General features: G+C 47.3%; 16 protein-coding genes and 1 riboswitch. Of the genes, 13 read left to right on the forward strand and 3 right to left on the reverse strand.

The genetic code is table 11. From position 1 onward, the window contains the following. Positions 1–856: 856 nt before the first annotated feature. The gene (locus P9J64_12725) at positions 857–1,339 is read right to left on the reverse strand and encodes a tetratricopeptide repeat protein (GenBank protein MDG5469184.1); all 483 of its coding nucleotides are present in this window, start codon (positions 1,337–1,339) and stop codon (positions 857–859) included. 576 nt (positions 1,340–1,915) lie between these two features. Here P9J64_12725 and P9J64_12730 point away from each other — a divergent pair. Then, the gene (locus tag P9J64_12730; protein MDG5469185.1) at positions 1,916–2,395 is read left to right on the forward strand and encodes a ferritin family protein; all 480 of its coding nucleotides are present in this window, start codon (positions 1,916–1,918) and stop codon (positions 2,393–2,395) included. 356 nt (positions 2,396–2,751) lie between these two features. After that, entirely contained in the window at positions 2,752–3,156 is a 405-nt protein-coding gene (locus P9J64_12735) for a hypothetical protein (GenBank protein MDG5469186.1), read from the forward strand. A gap of 97 nt (positions 3,157–3,253) precedes the next feature. Here P9J64_12735 and P9J64_12740 read toward each other — a convergent pair whose 3' ends face one another. Then, entirely contained in the window at positions 3,254–3,475 is a 222-nt protein-coding gene (locus tag P9J64_12740) for a hypothetical protein (GenBank protein ID MDG5469187.1), read from the reverse strand. Between the two features lie 20 nt (positions 3,476–3,495). On the opposite strand from P9J64_12740, the gene P9J64_12745 reads away from it, so the two are divergent. Beyond that, positions 3,496–3,870 (forward strand): hypothetical protein, encoded by a 375-nt coding sequence (locus P9J64_12745; GenBank protein ID MDG5469188.1) that lies wholly within the window; start codon positions 3,496–3,498, stop codon positions 3,868–3,870. Between the two features lie 804 nt (positions 3,871–4,674). On the opposite strand, the gene P9J64_12750 is transcribed toward P9J64_12745, so the two are convergent. Then, the gene (locus P9J64_12750) at positions 4,675–5,322 is read right to left on the reverse strand and encodes a putative metal-binding motif-containing protein (protein ID MDG5469189.1); all 648 of its coding nucleotides are present in this window, start codon (positions 5,320–5,322) and stop codon (positions 4,675–4,677) included. 132 nt (positions 5,323–5,454) lie between these two features. After that, a riboswitch (cyclic di-GMP riboswitch) is annotated at positions 5,455–5,532 on the reverse strand. Between the two features lie 655 nt (positions 5,533–6,187). Here P9J64_12750 and P9J64_12755 point away from each other — a divergent pair. The 10 genes from P9J64_12755 (at position 6,188) to dmeF (ending at position 19,482) form a co-directional block, all read left to right on the forward strand. Next, positions 6,188–7,603, forward strand: a complete 1,416-nt coding sequence (locus tag P9J64_12755) for a diguanylate cyclase (GenBank protein MDG5469190.1) — start codon at positions 6,188–6,190, stop codon at positions 7,601–7,603. A gap of 529 nt (positions 7,604–8,132) precedes the next feature. Further along, the gene (locus P9J64_12760) at positions 8,133–9,974 is read left to right on the forward strand and encodes an SLC13 family permease (GenBank protein MDG5469191.1); all 1,842 of its coding nucleotides are present in this window, start codon (positions 8,133–8,135) and stop codon (positions 9,972–9,974) included. Between the two features lie 514 nt (positions 9,975–10,488). After that, positions 10,489–11,220: an ABC transporter ATP-binding protein gene (locus P9J64_12765; protein MDG5469192.1), complete on the forward strand. Its 732-nt coding sequence runs from the start codon at positions 10,489–10,491 to the stop codon at positions 11,218–11,220. After that, positions 11,217–11,948, forward strand: a complete 732-nt coding sequence (locus P9J64_12770) for an ABC transporter permease (GenBank protein MDG5469193.1) — start codon at positions 11,217–11,219, stop codon at positions 11,946–11,948. The genes P9J64_12765 and P9J64_12770 overlap by 4 nt, the downstream gene beginning before the upstream one ends. A 14-nt stretch (positions 11,949–11,962) precedes the next feature. After that, a complete protein-coding gene (locus P9J64_12775) occupies positions 11,963–13,858 on the forward strand; it encodes a Gldg family protein (protein MDG5469194.1) in 1,896 nt (631 codons plus the stop codon). Positions 13,859–14,170: 312 nt separating this feature from the next. Then, positions 14,171–14,890 (forward strand): outer membrane beta-barrel protein, encoded by a 720-nt coding sequence (locus P9J64_12780; protein ID MDG5469195.1) that lies wholly within the window; start codon positions 14,171–14,173, stop codon positions 14,888–14,890. Positions 14,891–15,670: 780 nt separating this feature from the next. Next, positions 15,671–15,904 carry a FeoA family protein gene (locus P9J64_12785; protein ID MDG5469196.1) on the forward strand — a complete coding sequence of 78 codons (234 nt, stop codon included), beginning with the start codon at positions 15,671–15,673 and terminating at the stop codon, positions 15,902–15,904. Further along, positions 15,904–18,240 (forward strand): Fe(2+) transporter permease subunit FeoB, encoded by a 2,337-nt coding sequence (gene feoB, locus P9J64_12790; GenBank protein MDG5469197.1) that lies wholly within the window; start codon positions 15,904–15,906, stop codon positions 18,238–18,240. The genes P9J64_12785 and feoB overlap by 1 nt, the downstream gene beginning before the upstream one ends. 37 nt (positions 18,241–18,277) lie before the next feature. Continuing rightward, on the forward strand, positions 18,278–18,502 hold the full coding sequence (locus P9J64_12795; protein ID MDG5469198.1) for a FeoC-like transcriptional regulator: 225 nt from the start codon (positions 18,278–18,280) through the stop codon (positions 18,500–18,502). A 20-nt stretch (positions 18,503–18,522) separates the two neighbouring features. Then, positions 18,523–19,482, forward strand: coding sequence for a CDF family Co(II)/Ni(II) efflux transporter DmeF (dmeF, locus tag P9J64_12800; GenBank protein MDG5469199.1), 960 nt, complete (start codon positions 18,523–18,525; stop codon positions 19,480–19,482). Positions 19,483–19,576: the final 94 nt, after the last annotated feature.

Here is a 19,576-nt window from a genome sequence, read left to right on the forward strand (position 1 = left end):
AAAACCCATAGAACCCTTTGCCCTACAGATCACCTCCTGACTGTGGGGCTTTTTTTGTGTAGCTTCTCTGGTCACACCAATATGGTCACACCGCCAGCTATATATTTATGAAAGGACTTCCGCTGACGTCCTCTAAGAAACGTCCCTGGATGACGTACTTTCTGGTACGTTGGCGCACAGTGAGTGAAACGAACGCTTCTGCTTCGGGAACAGGTGCGCTATAAGGATGCGCTATGGATTTTTAAGAACGCTCAAAATAGCATCAAGATACTGCAATCATTGAAGTATAGCGATAGCGCAGCTTGGTAGCGCACCTGCCTCATACAGACTTCAATTAATGAGGTCTTTTTTCTCTTGACATACCTGACCAAAAAGGTAAGATATCAACCAGAAGATACTTCTTCATCTTCTACCTCCTAAAAACCCATAGAACCCTTTGCCCTACAGATCACCTCCTGACTGTGGGGCTTTTTTTGTGTAGCTTCTCTGGTCACACCAATATGGTCACACCGCCAGCTATATATTTATGAAAGGACTTCCGCTGACATCCTCTAAGAAACGTCCCTGGATGACGTACTTTCTGGTACGTTGGCGCACAGTGAGTGAAACGAACGCTTCTGCTTCGGGAGCAGGGGGTCGCAAGTTCAAATCTTGTCATCCCGACCAGTATTTACAAGGAGCGACCTCCCCGGGGTCGCTCTTTCTTTTTGTTCTCCGGTCCATGTCCGGTCCGAATCACATCTGTAGATGACAATTTGAGCGTTCAGGGAGTGAGTGTTTGCAAGCTCCGGGGCGGGGTTTCTAATCCGGGGCTCCTCTGGGGCGGAGGGGAAGTCTGAACGAGAGGCGCAGATTTCTAGTTTGACAGGTCTTGCAGGATTTCAAAAACCAATTGCTTCGCCAACTCAATATCTTCTGGTGTTAATTGACCTTTTATCTCCTTTAGCATTTTTTTGGCACCAGTATTCCCTTCAGCACTAGAGACCAACCACCATGCGTATGAATGTACAAAACTTTTCTCAACCCCGAGCCCCGCATAGTATAACTTTCCAAGGCTGTACTGGGAGTTTGCACTCCCCTTTTTAGCGGCCATCTTTAACCATTTAGCAGCTCTAGCATAATCTTGGATATCACTTTTACCGTATGCATATAAGGACCCAAGGATTTCCATAGCACTCACTTCACCATTTTCAGCCTCTTCTGACCAAAATTGAATTGCGGTTTGATAGTCTCCAGCATTAAATGCTTTCTCCGCCTTAACGTATCCATCAGAGTGTTCTGCATAGGCCATTGGAAGCCCACCCATTAGCAGTACCAATAAGAGAGCAATCTTTTTCATATATTAACTTGCCTTCTGAAAGTTATAGTGAAAGTCGAATTTCCTTGCACCGAAGCCTCCAAATTCAAGATATGCATCGACACCCTTTTTGCTGTCCCTATAAATACCAGTTGTAGCATTAGATCTTTATTGGGTAGCATCATGATTGTGTGAATGCTGACCACTCCCTGAAGCAAAAAGCACCCCTGTGTAAAGATAAGGTCCCGCACAGACAAAAAACCGTAAAAAAACAACCTTCTCGATTCCGAGATCCTTAGTTAAGCATGCTAAATACTAACCCAACTTTTTTTGCTTTAATAGTTAGAATTTGATTAGCGAAGACCTCACAAAGCACCCCCCTCCCCACCCCCAAATTTTCACCTCAGGACCGAATTACATCTCTAAGTGACCATTTGAAGTATCAGGAATGAAGCGTTGGTGTGTTCCGGGGCGGGGTTTTGACTCCGGGGCATCTCTGGGGCGGTGGGGGAATGTTTCTCTGGAGCGTATCACTTACTTCAGTACGCTCCTCAAGACATAGACTTATGCTCTTTACATGTAATAATGGCATTGAGAACGATTTATAAGGAGCACAAAATGGACTCTGCCAGAACAAGCATAAAAACTCTTGAGGCCGTAATAGATCTTGCAATAGCAATGGAAAGTCATGGCCGAAAGTATTACGCAAATGAACGTGACAAAGCTACAGATCCTAAATGTAAAGAGTTCTTCGCCTGGCTGGTTGAACAGGAAGATGACCACCACCAAACCTATCTACATTTAATTGAAAACAGCTCCTTTGCTGAAATATCACCAGAGGAACTATCCGGAGGGTATGGCCACTTCATACAACAGTTGGTCAAAGAGGTAACTGAATCACTCAAAGAAAGCGAAAATCTATCTATAGATAAGACCATTGAAAAGTCTATCTTTTTTGAAGAAAGCGTCATTGAGTACTTCGAAAAAGTGATGTCTTTATTCCCAGAAGAGCAAGCTAAGGTTATTCAGATAATCTGTGACGAAGAGCAAGAGCATATAGAAGCACTAAATCAATATAAAACCGATAAGATCATCTAGCTCTCAAGCTACCTAGCCCCAGCCATCCCCGGTTGGGTCTTTTTCATTTCCACAATTCTGCCTCCCCCCCTCATACCCGAATTTTCATCTCAGGACCGAATTACATCTCTAAATGACAATTTGAAGTATCAGGAATGTAGTGTTTGTGTGTTCCGGGGCGGGGTTTCGACTCCGGGGCAATGGGGCAAGCACTCGGAATCCTTGTAGCCATATCACGACAACCTAGCCTTATAACACAACTTTTAGTGATTCCCCCCCTCATAAGCGCTAATAACTGCGGCACATATAATGCATACAAAACATCATATACTGTGTGTTTGTTGACCAAACAACTTGTTTTTATTGTTGGGGGATTAGTGAAGATATACATATTCGAAGAAGACCCAGCTCTACTGGATCTCTTGATGCTATACCTGAGAAACAAAGGGCATCAAGTCCAAGGATTCCTGGAAGACTACAAATGCCCGCTATACCTACTAGATGAATGTGTTTGTCCAGCGTCAAAACCTTGCGCCGAGGCTGTGATAGTCAACACAAACATGCCAAACGAACAAAACATTCAGATACTGCTCGATCAAGAACAAAAGGGTTGCAAACTCCCCCAAAAAAATAAAGCGGTTATGAGCGCCGGTTTCACACCTGAATTCCTGAAACTAATCGAAGAACATGGCTTTAGCGTCATCGAAAAACCTTTCAGGCTTGAAACTCTAACTGAATGGCTTTATGAATGTAAAAACAGGTTACATATAACAAACGATTGAACCCTCTAACCTCTACTTGCATCTTTTTAGCCCCAGCCATCCCCGGTTGGGGCTTTTTCATTTCCTCAACTCTGTCCCTCTACCCACCCCCGAAGTTTCACCTCAGGACCGGACATCCCCACTGACCTCTCGCAACACCATTAAACAGCTGAACCCACCCCAGTTCACAACCCAAAGAATACCCAAATCCGTGCAGCAATATTTTCCCGTTGACATACCTGACCATTTTAGCATGACTTAAGCCAATAGAACGTACTTCTTCGCGTTCTACGCCTAAGGAAAAATCATAAAAACCGTCGCCCTTATAAAGCTTACTCATAGAGGGTTAAAGAATCTCCCATGACAGAAGAACAAGTTCTCAAAACCATACTGTCTGCTGTAGAAAAGAATTTCCCCAAGGATTGCACTAGCTGTAAACATCGTTTTTACACGTACGAAGAATATCTACAAAAAACTTATCCTCTTGGTGCACCAGTTTCAAATGATGCAGTAATCAATGATTGGCATCCCCAAAGGCCCTTGGGATTCCTTGCTTATTGGAAATGTAAGTTCTGTTCTAACACTTTGACAACAAATCTTAACTCACTTGAAAAGGATACTGTTTGGCAATTACTGTCATGGCTTAAAGAGGAAATGAAATCCAGGGGAGTTTCGAACAGTGCCATCTTGAATGACATTAGGCTAAAAATGAGACAACAGGTTTTAGGTGAGTAGCGGAGAACTTACTCAACCTATCTTTGACGCTTTATAGAACTCAGCCCCAGTTCTCCCGGTTGGGGCTTTTTCATTTCTATCAAACTTGCATCCCCTCCCCACCCCCAAATTTTCACCTCAGGACCGAATCACATCTCTAAATGACAATTTGAAGTATCAGGAATGTAGCGCTGGTGTGTTCCGGGGCGGGGTTTTCTCTCCTGGGCAGATCCGGGACTTTTCGGAGGGGCCTCTTTGGAGAGTTCATATAAAACAACAAAGCCGCGTCCTTTTCAGGCAACGGCTTTTAAAAATCTATGGATTTGGGTGGCGATTGGCTCAAGCAGCCAATCTTCGCTCAACACCATCATAAACGCATCTTTTACTGGGATCTCTCAAAGGATCTACACCTACAACAACCCAACCATCAGAACGTCTAAATCGAGAGACACCATCTCGAACAAGAAACATATCCAATGCTTTAGGAGCCATCCGACAGAGCGTACCGTCGCTCAATTCCACCTCGATCAACTTTCCCACTGCTCCCCCCGTACATATCAAGCCTTAATAGATTTTAGAGAACATATTAAACCACAGGACATTAGTAAAGATAAATTAATCCGCACACATAACTCACAATCCTGCGGATTTGACTTATAAAAATCCATTCTCTTTTCCAATGACACTTTGAGGTCTCAACGAATATAGCGTTGGTATGCTCAAACGCGGTCGGTCTCTCCTTGCTATCTCTGGGGAAAGCCTAAAAAGAAGAGGAGAAAGCCGCAGCTTTCCCCTCTTCATCATGAAACTATTTTTCACAGAAAGTTATCCGCAAGCGCGGCTGGAAGCGCAGTCCGAGTCTGCACAGTCGACAGCGCCGTCACCGTCGTTGTCCTGGCCATCAGAGCAGGTTTTACCCTTGCCTTCGGAACCGCCCGTGCTCCCACCGTCGGTGCAAGCCGGATCCTTGCGGCAGTCACGATCGCCGCAATCAACTTTACGATCGCCATCGTTGTCTACGCCGTCATTGCAGACTTCAGGAGAGGTAGAGGGGCATTGCGCATCACACTCATTGTCAGCACAATCACTCTTGCCGTCACAGTCATTATCGATTCCATCATCACAGACTTCGATTGCACCTGGATTGATAGCGGAATTAGAATCAACACAATCAACGCTCGTTCCGCAGTTACTTTCCGCAAAGTAATTATCAGCATCAGCGTCGGTACAGCTACCACCACCGCACACATCAGGACAGAAATAACAAGAGTCATTACCTGAGGTAAAATAACCATCACCACCAGAAGTCAACGGACCGCCACCCTTGGGGTCAACGTGACAAAGACCGCAATTATAGCTTGCGCCGCAAGTATCATTGACACCACTTAGCATACTTCTGCGAGCCTGTGCGATAGTAACCATGAACGTAACGCAGAGAAAAACTGTTAAGGTAATCGTCAGCATCTTCTTCATTCTGTGTCTCCTCCTGATGAATGGTTGTTGGGAGTAAAAATCTGAAATGATTTTCGTTATCTCCCTTTGCTTGCCTCCCCCAATGAAGGCGCTTAAATCCCGTTGGCAAAAACAAAAAGCCAGGCACCCTGAGAGGGTAACCCGGCTGTCTTAAATTGAAGACCCGTGGCTTTCCGTCCCCATCTTTCGATGGGTTTGGTATTTTCCTTGATTGGCAAAAATTAAATAAATTTCCTTCACAGAAAAGCAATTAATGTGCCCAAATCTCATAAAGAAGTTAACTGTCTGTAATTGCGCCCCAAATAGGATTAACAGTACTCAACCAAAATGCTAGGACAATATATACATTGTGTTCCTCGGCATATGACTAGTACTTATCTAGCCTTCTGACCTGTCAAAACTGAGTATAATTTGTGATGTTCGCAACTTACTAGATTTGTTATACATTTACCCTTCCCTGAAGTGAAAACCTCTCAATGACAGCCCTTTATTAGCTCTAAGCTAAAACCAAAGCCTAACACTCAAGCCCCAGCCATCCCCGGTTGGGGCTTTTTCATTTCCACAATTCTGCCGCCCCTCCCCACCCCCGAAGTTACACCTCAGGATCGGCACAGACTTCATAAGGAAAATTTGAGTGTTCAGGAATGTAGCGCTGGTGTATTCCGGGGCGGGGTTTTCTCCTGGGCAGATCCGCTACGGAGCTTCATCTTTGGGCCTTCTCAAGCATTCTTGTTACTCGGGGGCGATAAAAATTTTCATATCATCCGATTTCACATCCACCAGACAATGAAATAGAATCTGTGAGAAATTAGTGAGATGCGTATGCTATAGTTTTCTCTTACTTGATTTATCCTATGGAGGCACTATGAGGTCAGATACAATTTTAATCGCTACGGCGAATGATGTCGTTCGCCAAGGGATTAAAGAGGCATTGGGGGGAAATTACGCTTTGGTCTATGCAAAACATGGCTTCGAAGCGGTAAGGATTACGGATTCCACAAGACCAACACTCATAATAATTGATATTGAGATTCCTGGGCTTAGCGGTATCGACTTTTGTAGAAGGATGAAAGCAACTAAGCATACCAAAGACATCCCGGTTATTCTTCTTTCCTCTCATACTGACAAAGAGGATGTGATCTTTGGCCTGCAAGCTGGTGCTGACGATTACCTTACCAAACCAATCAACCCCGCTGAAGTTTTAGTCAGAGTTGATGCACACCTCAATCACACAAAATTTTTGGACGATCTGGAACCGAGAGACTTAAAACTTCTTCTTGAACTATCTAACTCCATATCTGTTTTGCGTAACCCAATGAAAATCTTGCAGCAAGTCGTTGAAAACGTTGCTGATATCGTAGGTGTAGAACGTTGCTCAATTGTGAGCATTAACAATGCCAATGAGTTTACGGTGAAGGCAAGCAATGATTTGGATGGGCATGAGGAAATCAAACTGCAACTGGATGGTTACCCTGAGATACGCAAAGCATATGAAACGCGTAGTGCCGTCGTCGTGAATGACACCACCATTGACCCACTCATGGACACGGTTCGTTCTCAAATCAAAAAGCGTGGTCTCAACTCAATTTTCGTTGTTCCTATTATAAAAAAAGAGAGTGTGATTGGATCATTGTTTCTGGGAACAGCAACAAAGCTTCAGGATGGCATTTCTGACCGTGTCTACAAACTCTGTCACTTGATTGCCAATATTTCCGCAAATGCTCTGGAGAATGCAGTTCTCTTCGAGTCAATGACTACGGCTAAAGACGTTTTCGAAGAGGTTGTGACTCGTGATGACTTGACCAGACTCTACACGCATAAGCACTTTTATGCTCAACTTGAAAAAGAGTTTTCTCGAACTATGCGCTATAAATTGGCTCTGTCATTAATAGTATTCAATATTGACGCTTTCAGTAGGATCAACAGTAAATATGGACACATGATCGGTGACGAAGTACTTAAGCAGGTTGGGCGACTGATAAGAAGTGTCGTTCGTGACATTGATGTTGCAGCACGCTACAGTGGTGACGAGTTTGCCCTGTTGTTACCCAACACTGACAAGGATGGCGCTGCAATACTAGCGCAGCGCATCAGCGACCTCATCAGTGAATTTGATTATGACGTACTTACAAAAGAAAACGTTACGGTCAGTATTGGTGTTTCAACATGCATAGGCAACAGCGCACAAACCTTCGACCAACTAGTCGAATGGGCCAAGCAGTCTATGGCCAAGGCAAAATCAAACGGAGTCGGGAAAATTGTGGTTCATGACCAAATTTAACCAGAGGCTCTAACCCCAGTCATCCCGACCAGTACTTACAAGGAGCGGCCTTCCCGAGGGCGCTCTTTCTTTTTGTCCTCCGGGCCTATTCCGGTTCGGAATTAATTCCTATTTGACAACATAGGTCTCACGAAATGAACGTTGTTGTGTTCCGTGGCGAGGGATTAGCCATCAGCAGGGTGAGTACCGTATCAACGAGCGACTGATCAGTATACACTTCGTAGAGGACACTGAGCTGGTCGAAAGTTCAAGAGAGATGTTGCGATTGGAGGAACTTCTTGGTCTGAAGATTCTCACTACCTGGCGATCAGGCCGATATTCTGGCAATGGCCACCGGCGGTGACCGCTTTCGCGCCTATATCATCGTCGGCTTACCATTGACCTTGTCACCTTTGTCATTATTATGATTTTGGTTGCATGATTAAACTGTTTATCTAGTGGCTTAACTTGGTTTTCGCCATTTTTGTGGCACATTTATATTCAACCGCCAATTGTGCGGGTTTTTATTGCACAGCTTATGGAGCCCCTGATGTACAACCTTCCTCTTCCTCCTAGCCCGCATGCCACGGCAGTGCTTGCCCTGGCAGTTTTCGCCTTGTTCCTGTTTACCCGGAAAAACCTTCCGCTGGAGACGGCAAGCTTTATCATCCTGATTTCCCTGGCCTTGGGTTTTGAGCTTATCCCGTTTCAGGTCAATGGAGAAACTCTGCATGCTGACATTTTTTTCCACGGCTTCGGTCACGAAGCTCTGGTGGCGGTTTGTGCCCTGATGATTGCCGGTCAGGGCGTTGTTCGAACCGGAGCCCTGGAGCCGGTAGGCCGAGGCCTTGCCAGTTTGTGGAAAATCAGCCCGGCCGCCTCTTTACTGCTCACCCTTCTGGTCGCTGCTTTCATCAGCGCCTTTATCAATAACGTTCCCGTCGTTGTCCTGCTTCTGCCGATTCTGATCAGTGTCTCCATCCGCACCAAGATCAAGTCCTCAACGGTGCTCATGCCTATGGGGTTTGCAACCATGCTGGGCGGAACCTGTACGACCATCGGTACCTCGACCAATCTTCTGGTGGTATCCGTTGCCGCCGACATGGGTCTAAACCGAATGGAAATGTTTGACTTTCTGATCCCGGCGGCTATCTCCGGTGGAATCGGGATCCTCTACCTCTGGCTGATCGTTCCACGGATCATGCCGGAGCGGAAACTGACCCTGGCAGACGCGTCACCACGGATTTTTTCTGCACACCTGGCGATTCGTGAAGAGAGCTCAATCATTGGAAAAACTCTTGCGGAGGCCATAAAGAAGGTCGGCGGAGGAATGAAGGTTAAGGGCATCAGGCGCCGCAACGACAATCTCATCATGCCGCTTCCCAGCGTAATCCTGAAGGTCGGGGATCAACTGATTATTCGCGACACTCCGGAACGGCTAAAAGAGATCGAAGCTGTGCTGGAGGGGGCCCTTTACCAGGATGAAGTCCTTGACAACCCCGTGGATGCTGATCATCCGCTTAAGGCAGAGGATCAACAGATTGCCGAAATTGCGGTCATTCAAGGTTCACATTTGCGGGGAAAAACCTTCAGTGAGATACGATTTGCAGACCGTTACGGGACTATCATTCTTGCTATCCACAGAGCAGGCAAGCGCCTGCAGAAGGGGCTCGACTCGATCAGCGATATCCGCCTGCAGTCAGGCGATATCCTCTTGGTCCAGGGACCACGCGAACAGATTACCAAGCTGAAACAAGAAAAAGACCTCTTGGTCCTTGATGCGACCATGGACCTTCCCTACACGCAGAAAGCGCCTCTGGCGCTGCTGATCATGCTGGCGATTATTTTCACTGCGGCCTTCGGCTGGTTACCGATCGCGACCAGCGCATCGTGCGGCGCCCTGCTCATGATTATCTTCGGTTGTCTGAGCTGGAACGACGCGACCAAAGCCCTGAGCACACAGGTGATCATGATTGTTGTATCGAGTCTGGCGCTTGGCTCAGCGCTACTGAAAACAGGGGGCGCTGATTATCTGGCGCAATTGTTTCTGAGCCTTTCGGGAGATGCATCACCCACTTTCATGCTCAGCGGCTTGATGCTGCTGATGGCCATCCTGACCAACGCCGTCTCCAATAACGCAACGGCCGTCATGGGCACGCCCATTGCCATTTCCATTGCCACCCAGATGGGGCAACCGGCCGAACCTTTTGTACTCGCAGTGCTTTTCGGGGCCAACATGAGTTTTGCCACGCCAATGGCCTACAAGACGAATCTTCTGGTTATGAACGCAGGTGAATATACCTTCAATGATTTTCTTCGTATCGGTATCCCCTTGGTTCTGATTCTCTGGGGAGCCTTGTCCTGGCTTTTGCCAACCCTGTACGGATTTTGACTGCCTGGAACACTTCACCCCAGCCCATCAATCAGCAGGGGGAAATGGGTCAAGCCTCCGTTTGACACAGTTAGAGATAGCAGGTGTGCTACAAGCCTATTTTGATGATTTACCCTGGTGCGCTATCGGTGACGCACCAGCTTCACGTTACTTCAAAGGATTTGGAAGCAGAGGGTCGCAAGTTCAAAGCTTGTCATCCCGACCAGTAGTTACAAAAAGCGCCCTTCCCGGGGTCGCTCTTTCTTTTTGCACTCCGGTCCATAACTGGTCAGAACCACATCTCTAAACGACAATTTGGGGTCTCAGTTATGTAGCGTTTGTGTTTTGCGGGCCGGGGTTTGGCCTCCTGGGCAGGTCCGGTATGGAGCGACATCTCTAGGGGCAAGCGCCTAGAAGTCTCAGTTGTATTTTTTCATTTCACCCACCCTTGACAGTCAAATAATCGATGATTATTCTGTGCTGTAAATCTCATATTTAACCTGTAACAAAACAAAAAACCACATGGAGGACTGCTATGTCGACTCTGATCGAAGCGGTACAGCTATGCAAAGAATTTGCTGGCTTTACTGCAGTTGATGACCTCTCCTTCACCGTTTCAAGGGGAGAGGTCCTGGGTTTTCTCGGGCCAAACGGGGCGGGGAAATCGACAACGATGAAAATGCTAACTGGCTTTTTACCGCCGACTTCCGGTGCCGCTGCCATTTGTGGCATTGACGTTGCCAAAAACCCTGTAGAAGCCAAATCCAGAATTGGCTATCTCCCTGAAGGGGCTCCCCTCTACCCTGAAATGACGCCGGCAACCTTACTCGGCTTTATTGCAGACATTCGTGGGCTGAAGAATCAAGAGAAAAGCAAGCGCCTTGAAGAGCTCGCTGAAGTTGTGCAACTCAAAGACGTTTGGCGTCAGCCGATTGAAACTCTCTCTAAAGGTTTCAAGCGAAGAGTCGGATTAGCACAGGCCATACTGCATGATCCAGAAGTCCTGATCCTGGACGAACCAACTGATGGCCTGGACCCGAATCAAAAAAAAGAAGTTCGTAGTCTCGTCAAGCAGATGTCAGAGGAAAAGGCCATTATTATTTCCACCCATATTCTTGAAGAAGTTGATGCTATCTGTACAAGAGCATTGATTATCAATCGAGGGCACCTAATCATTGATGACAGCCCAGAGAGAATTCGTGGCAATTATCAAAACATGGAACAGGCCTTCCATGCTCTGACCAATCCTCAAGGAGTAGCAGCATGAAACAGGTCAAACATATATTCCTAAGAGAACTTCGAGCATACTTTGCCACACCCTTGGCATACGTTTTTGTAGTCATCTTTCTGGCCCTGATGGGTGCCTTCACCTTTTACCTCGGCGGCTTCTTCGAGCGGGGCCAGGCAGACCTGCAGTCATTCTTCGTATGGCACCCTTGGCTCTACCTCTTCCTGGTGCCGGCACTCGGCATGCGTCTTTGGGCAGAAGAAAACAAAACGGGAACGATAGAGCTGTTACTGACTCAACCCGTTTCTATCGTTGAAGTCATGTCAGGAAAATTTTTCGCCGCCTGGACAATGATCGCTTTGTCTTTGGGGCTAACGTTTCCGATATGGCTCACAGTCAACATCCTTGGATCGCCAGACAACGGCGTGATTTTTTCCGCATATCTTGGAAGTTTACTGATGGCGGCGGCTTTTCTTGCTGTATCCACCGCTTTTTCTGCAATAACTAGCAACCAAGTCATTGCTTTTATTCTTTCCATAGTCTGCTGCTTCGTCTTTCTACTTTCAGGTTATCCGCTCGTCCTCGATTCTTTCCGAGGCTGGCTGCCAGATGTGGCTGTGTCAGCAATTTCCTACCTCAGCTTCTTGAGGCATTTTGATTCCAGCCTCAAAGGAATGCTTGATCTGCGCAGTATTGTCTTCTTCATAACATTCTCGTTCTTATGGCTTTGGATCGGCACGCGCATAGTTGCCTGTAAACGCGCTTAGGAGGCAATAGTTCGATGAGCTACAATAAATTCACAAACAAATACAGTGTCCTAACAATAACCTCACTATTTATCGGCATTAACCTTCTAGCCGCCCTTGCATTGAGCCATGTCCGTATCGACTTGACCGAGAACAAGCTCAACACCCTCTCGAAAGGGACACATAACATCCTTGAAAGTCTGGAAACACCCGTCACTCTGAAATACTACGTTGCCACAGAAGCCATGGAAGCCGCTCCCGGACTTACTGGTTATGCGAAACAAGTAGAGAGTCTTCTGGATGAGTACCAACTGTTAAGCAAAGGACAACTGAAGGTAGAAAAAATCAACCCTCTACCCTTTTCGGAAGAAGAAGACGATGCCGTTTCAGCCGGGCTCCAAGGTGTTTTAGCAGGTCAAGGGGAGACCCTCTATTTTGGCCTGGTTGCTCAAGCAAATGGCCCTCGCCAAGTCATCTCTTTTTTCCAGCCAGAACGCGAACAGTTTCTCGAATATGATTTGAGTCAGCTCATATACAACGTGACTCATCCAGAGAAAAAGATCGTGGGTGTATTATCGTCTTTACCTCTTCAGGGAAGCTTTATTCCAGGCCAGGGAATGGGCAGCCCAGTCATGCTTTTTGAACAGCTACGCAGCCAATTTTCCGTCAAACATCTGCCAACGAGTGATCTGACAATCCCCAAAGACATTGACATCCTGATGGTGGTTAATCCCCATGGTCTAGGTGAGCAAGCTTTGTATGCAGTCGACCAGTATGTCCTACAAGGCGGACAGACTATGGTTTTCGCCGACCCATTGAGCGAGGATGAGTCTCAGTCCTTCGGGCAACCAAACACTGAGACACCAGCGGCTGACGACTTACTTGCACAATGGGGTGTTCGCCTCAGGAAGGACAAGCTCGTCGGTGATCCGAACCTGGCACTTCAAGTCAGCTACAGAGATGCTTTCAACAGGATGCAAACCGTCCGTTACCTACCATGGCTCTCACTCGGCAAGCAGCAATACAATACTGATGAAATCCTGGTGAATCAACTTGGCAACATCAACCTTGCCTCCGCAGGATCAATTGAGCAGGTGGAAGGCATTTCCTCCACTTTTGTTCCTTTGATTACAAGCACTTCTAAGGCGGGCTTGATCGAGAAGGCGCAAGTTGCCTCCAATGTTGACCCAGGAAGGCTTCTAACTCAATTCAAACCAAGTAACAACCCATTGGTTCTGGCGGCTCGGGTGAAAGGGACCTTCAATACTGCTTTTCCTGATGGCCCACCAGAAGAACCTAAAAAAGAGACAGAAACCGCACCCGATGGAGAGACTGACTCAGAGGAACTTAAACCGAAACACATCAGTCAAGGCACTCAACTCGCCAATCTCATCATTATTGCCGATAGTGACCTCTTGCAAGACCGGTTCTGGGTCCAGGTTAACAACTTCTTCGGGCAACAACTGGTAGTACCAAAAGCGGCGAACCTCGACCTGGTAACAAATGCACTCGAAATTCTGGGTGGGAGCCCCGACCTGATTAGCGTACGAAGCCGTGGTACATACAATAGGCCTTTTGAACTTGTCGCAGAAATTCAACAAAATGCAGAGATGCAATATCGTGCAAAAGAACAAGCCTTGAGACAAAAACTTGAGGAAACAGAGCAGAAGCTGAATGAGCTACAACATCAGAGGCAGGATGCTTCCTCTGCCCAGCTGACAGCTGAGCAACAGCAGGAAGTTGATAAGTTTGTACAGGAGAAAGTCAATACTCGGAAGAAGCTCAGAGATGTTCGATATGATCTTCGTGCCGACATAGACGACCTGGAGAAGACGCTGAAAATCGTCAACATTGGCTTGGTTCCCTTCATGATTTTCGTTGGCGCTTTTATTGGCTGGGTCATCAGGCGACAAAGAGAACGTGAATTTTGAGATCTAACAACATACAAGAATTCCAAGCCCCAGCCCTCCCCGGTTGGGGCTTTTTCATTTCCACCATTCTGCGTCCCCTCCCCACCCCCAAATTTTCATCTCAGAACCGGAACAGGACCGGACTCGCCTGCCAGCGTTCCAGAATCCCGGCGAAACAGACCACTCCCGTTCACAACCCCAAGAGCACCTAAATCTGTGCGCCAATGTCTATCAACATTGCTAGATAAATAATGACATTTAGATAAAGTGGCACTATAAACTGAAGAAGCTTTAATCTTGGTTAGTCATCTAATGTCACTAAGGAGGCTCTTAATGTTTTCCACACCTGTTACTTGGAGACAAATAACAATCCCTTTGATCTGCTCTGCCGTTTTTTTGCTTTCAACACAAACGGCTTACTCCGACGAAAGTTTCCAGACCATTTATTTTCAAGCTTATGTCGGTGCCGCTAGCTTTGATGAAAATTCCATGACGTTCATTGAGTCTTCGGACTCTGATCCAGACACAATAGCCACAACAGACCTTTCTTCTATGCCATATCTAGGGTTTGCCGCTCAGTTCCCCCTCACCCCTGAAGAAACACATTTTGGTATAGATGCTTCTCTTCTATTTGGCTGGAGATCTGATGACAGTTCCGTAACAGCAGGGAACGGTCAAGCCAGGGTCGAAATTGACACGAATCTTTGGCTTCTCGATTTATCTATGGGCCTCTATGCCCAAACGGCTTTCGGTGAACGTTGGCGTCTTTACGGTGCAGTTGGCCCCTTGTTGTTGTTCGGGAGTTACTCAGATGACAGCAAAGAGGAGAATCCTGCTGTATCGCCAGTCGATGTAAAAAAAGAAAGCAGTAGCGATTCGGCATTTGGTTTCGGCGGGTATGCCAAGCTTGGGCTGGAGTACGCTTTATCTTCTGACAATTACGTAGGTATAGCGGTGCGCGGGATAACAACCAATCTAGACTTCGATAGCGCTCTTGACGAAGATGGATTAAATGGTCTACAGGGCTTCCTTACCTTCACACACGTATATTGAACAATTCCATTCTTGCATCATCTGCTTTCAAATGACGTCCCTGGATGAAATACTCTATGGGGCGTTTCGAGGCACGTTCGGCGTCAGAACTCTTAAACAGTTGTTTGGGAGAGTCTCCTGTGGCGGGAATGGACGGTTTGGGCAGATATTGCCAGGGATGAGGCGACCAAGAGGTATTGATATAACTTTATCTTAGATGACCCAGGGCTTACGATGTCGCCTAATTTACTTTATTCCATGTGGGTGAAATTATGCAGGCACACAAGACAAGAAATAATATGCTTCATTGTTCGCTGTTGTTGGCTTCACCCTGATCGAAAAAGGCCCCCCCGAAGAGGGCTTATGTTCAAAAGCAGCATAATGAGACAAAGGCGACAACTATCTTGACACCCACCGCAAGTCCCAGATACTCGGGGAGGTAAGAAGTACCCAAATTTGACTGAATATGAACATCTCCAGCATGTGAGAGAATAAACAGTAAATCCAAGTTTTCCTCTACACATACACTCCCCTAGCCATTTAACACTTCTTAAATATCGAGGCAAAAAGTACGTTGAAGAGTTCTTGTTTCATCCCGACTGTCCTTTTGCAAAATACAAAATGAATTTTCATTGCCACACGCGCATTTTTTTCTTGACAGGTGACACCATTCTCATTATTTTGAAAACGAATTTCAATATCGCACAAAACATCCTTATCATTCGATTCTATCCATCAAGACACAAACTGATTCAAACATGGCGGGTTGGCCATTTCTCAGGCCAGCAAGGGAGCATGACTATGCAGTACCATCTTGGGCAATTGTCGGTTGGTGAAAAAGCCATTATTACAGGCTTTGTAGAAGGGCAGAAAGAGTATCGTGCAAAGCTTCTAGCCATGGGCCTGACCAAAGGAATCGAACTGGAACTGACTCGCGTTGCGCCGTTGGGAGATCCTCTGGAAATAAGCATCCGAGGGTTTTCGTTGAGCCTTCGCAAAGCAGAAGCCTCTGTTGTCTTGGTGGAGAAGGACTAATGTCATTACAAAAGAAACGCCTCAGAATAGCAGTCGCTGGCAACCCTAATTGCGGCAAGACCACTCTATTTAATGAACTGACTGGTTCAAGACAAATGGTTGGTAACTGGCCGGGTGTCACTGTTGACCGAAAGACTGGTTTCTATGCCTTTGAAGGCCACGATTTTGAGCTTGTCGACATTCCCGGCATCTATGCACTTTCCGCCCATTCCAGCGATGAAAAAGTTGCCCGAGACTACTTGCTGTCCGAAGATTACGACCTGATCGTGAATATCGTGGACGCAGCCAATATTGAGAGGAACCTTTATCTGACCACTCAGTTGTTGGAAATGCGTGTGCCGATGATTGTTGTCCTTAACAAGATGGATGTTGCCAAGTCACGACAAATCCTCATTAATACTGAAGAGCTGTCCGACCGCCTGGGAATACCAGTCGTTCCGATTGCCGCCTCAAAACGTAGCGGCTTAACACAGCTCAAGAAGGCCGTTCACCAGTGTGCTGAGCATAATCCGATTTCGGAAGCAGATATCATTTACCCGGTTGAAATTCAGGAAGCAGCCATGTCATTGACTGCACAGCTTGGCAAAATTGCCGCGGAGAACAATCTCAAGGCAGATTGGTTGGCAATGAAACTTCTTGAAGATGATCATGAGTATGTTGCCTTGCTTGACAGCAAAACTGCCGAAGACTTAGTGTCGCGACAGCAGAAGCTTGTTAATCAACTAGAAGAAGATGCCGATATTTCCATTGCAGACGCCCGTTATGGTTTTATCAACTGGCTCACGGCAAATGCTGTGACGCACGCCAGCAAGCTGGGCAAGACGTTGACCGACAAGATTGACAAAATTGTTCTCAACCGAGTTCTTGGCCTGCCGATCTTTCTGTTGATGATGTATCTGACTTTTATGTTTACGATCAATGTTGGCGGAGCATTTATCGATTTCTTTGACATTGCTGTAGGAGCTGTTTTTGTTGATGGCATGACCGCACTGCTGAATGGTCTCAATGCTCCGGCCTGGTTGATCGGGGTTTTGGCGACCGGTGTTGGCGGCGGCATTCAAACGGTAGCGACCTTTATCCCGCCGATTGGGTTTATGTTTCTGGCTCTTGCTGTTCTTGAAGGCTCGGGTTACATGGCACGTGCCGCTTTCGTTATGGATCGCTTCATGCGGATGCTTGGTCTTCCGGGCAAGTCTTTTGTGCCGCTGCTGGTCGGTTTTGGCTGTAACGTTCCGGCGATCATGGCGACCAGAACCTTGGAGAACCAACGTGACCGCACCCTGACCATCATGATGAATCCCTTCATGAGTTGCGGTGCGAGGCTTCCGGTCTATGCGCTATTTGCCGCAGCCTTTTTCCCGGTCGGCGGTCAAAATGTGGTTTTCCTGCTCTATCTGGCTGGAATCGGTTTTGCCGTATTAACGGGCCTGATTCTCAAGTACACACTGCTCAAGGGAAGCATTACCCCCTTTGTTATGGAATTACCGCCCTATCATGTACCGACCGTCAAATCCGTTCTTCTACGTACATGGGATCGGCTGAAGTCCTTCCTGCTTAAAGCAACGCGTATCCTGGTTCCGATGGTGGCGCTGCTGGCACTTCTTAATACCATGTCGATGGATGGATCAATCGGTCATGACGACAGTAAAGATTCACTTCTCGCCTCACTCAGCCGTACGGTCACTCCGATCTTTGCACCGATGGGGATTGAACAGGACAATTGGCCAGCAACCGTTGGCATCTTCACAGGGGTGTTCGCCAAAGAGGCAGTTGTCGGAACTCTTGATGCCATCTACTTGCAGAATGAAACACAGGAAAATCTGGCCGCAGGTAAAGAGGAAGAAGCTTTCAGCCTGAGTGCTGCGTTGCGGGAAGCAGTGCAAACGATACCGGATAACCTGTCCGGAGTTGCTGATACCCTGACGGACCCTCTCGGCTTAAGTATCGGCGACACCAGCTCCATTGATGCAGCCGCTGAAGGATTGGCAGTCAGCGCCGGAACCTTTGGCGCTATGGGCAAGCTGTTTGACGGTAAGGTTGGCGCCATTGCCTACATGCTGTTTATTCTCATGTATTTCCCATGTGTTGCCGCGATGGCCGCTGTGTATCGTGAAACCAACCTGCGTTGGACACTCTTTATTGCCGCCTGGACCACCGGTCTGGCTTATGTGTCGGCGACCGGATTTTACCAGGTTGCAACCTTTGCCCGTCATCCGGCTTTTTCTGCGGCATGGCTGGCAGGCTGTTCGTTCATCTTTATTGGCGTTTTCCTGGTGATGCGCTTCCTCGGTAAAGAGTCGGATGGTTCAGGAATCATTGTTCCGGTTAAAGGCTAATTTTTAATTCGCAAAGAGTGGACAAGAAGGAGGAGTCATGACTCCCAGTGAGGTAAAACGTTACCTGGCAGAACGCAAGGTCGCCCCTTTGATTGATATTGCCTTGCACTTTGACATGGAACCAGATGCCGTACGTGGTCTGCTTGGCCATTGGATCAGAAAAGGCAGGGTACGACTTCATCAGGACGAGAGCTGCAACAGTGGCGGATGCTGCGGCGACTGCGGTACGCACGCCAAAGAAATTTACGAGTGGCTGCAATAGGCTGTTGATACAGGACTCTTATGCATATTCATAAACTCAAACAATGGCAACATGGACACAATTTCTTTGTGCATCGTGAGCAGAACGAGAAGAATACTCAAAAGGTAATGGGTTTGACGGCGGTCACTATGGTCGTCGAGATTGTCGCCGGGGTTGCTTTCGGTTCGATGGCGTTGCTAGCTGATGGCTGGCATATGGGCACCCATGTAGCAGCCTTCCTGATCACACTGTTTGCCTATAGCTATTCACGAAAGAACGCCAACAATCCCGATTTTACCTTTGGCCCGGGCAAGATCAACGTGCTCGGTGGTTTTGCCAGTGCGGTTGCTCTTGCTGTGGTTGCCTTGATCATGGCCGTCGAGTCGATTGGACGTTTCTTCTCACCTGTGGAAATCCATTACGGGCAGTCGATATTGGTTGCCGTGGTCGGGCTTGCGGTCAATGTCGTCAGCGCTTTTTTACTTCATGGCAGCCATGGACACGACCATCACCATGGGCATAGTCACGGCCATGAGAATCATCATGAAGACCATAACCTTAAGGCTGCCTACTTTCATGTCCTCGCCGATGCGTTGACGTCAGTTCTTGCGATCGTTGCGTTGCTATTTGGCAGCCTGTTCGGCTGGTGGGCATTGGACCCGGCGATGGGAATTGTTGGTGCCTTAGTGATTACCCGCTGGGCATGGGGCCTACTCAAGGAAAGCAGCGCAATACTCCTTGACGCGGGCGTTAAAAGAGAGGTTCGGGAAGAGATTAAAGATGTTATCGAAGCAGAGGCAGACAACCGGGTTACGGATATCCATGTCTGGAAAGTGGGCCCACATCACCTCGCGGTGCTATTGACGATTGTCACCCACTATCCACGATCTTCAGGTGAGTACAAGCAGTTACTGGCTGGTTTCGATCAACTCAAACATATCACCATTGAAGTGATTAAGTGCGAGGACGAACCATGCATTGCGCTGGAGGAAGCAGTTTGAAGCTGGCAAGCTTTCTCTTTCTCGTAAATCACGACTTATGAAACATAAAGCTGCTTATTATTGATAGAGGCATTCAAGAGGAGCTTTAATCTGA

It is taken from the genome of Deltaproteobacteria bacterium IMCC39524, from assembly GCA_029667085.1.
GTDB lineage: Bacteria > Desulfobacterota > Desulfuromonadia > Desulfuromonadales > BM103 > M0040.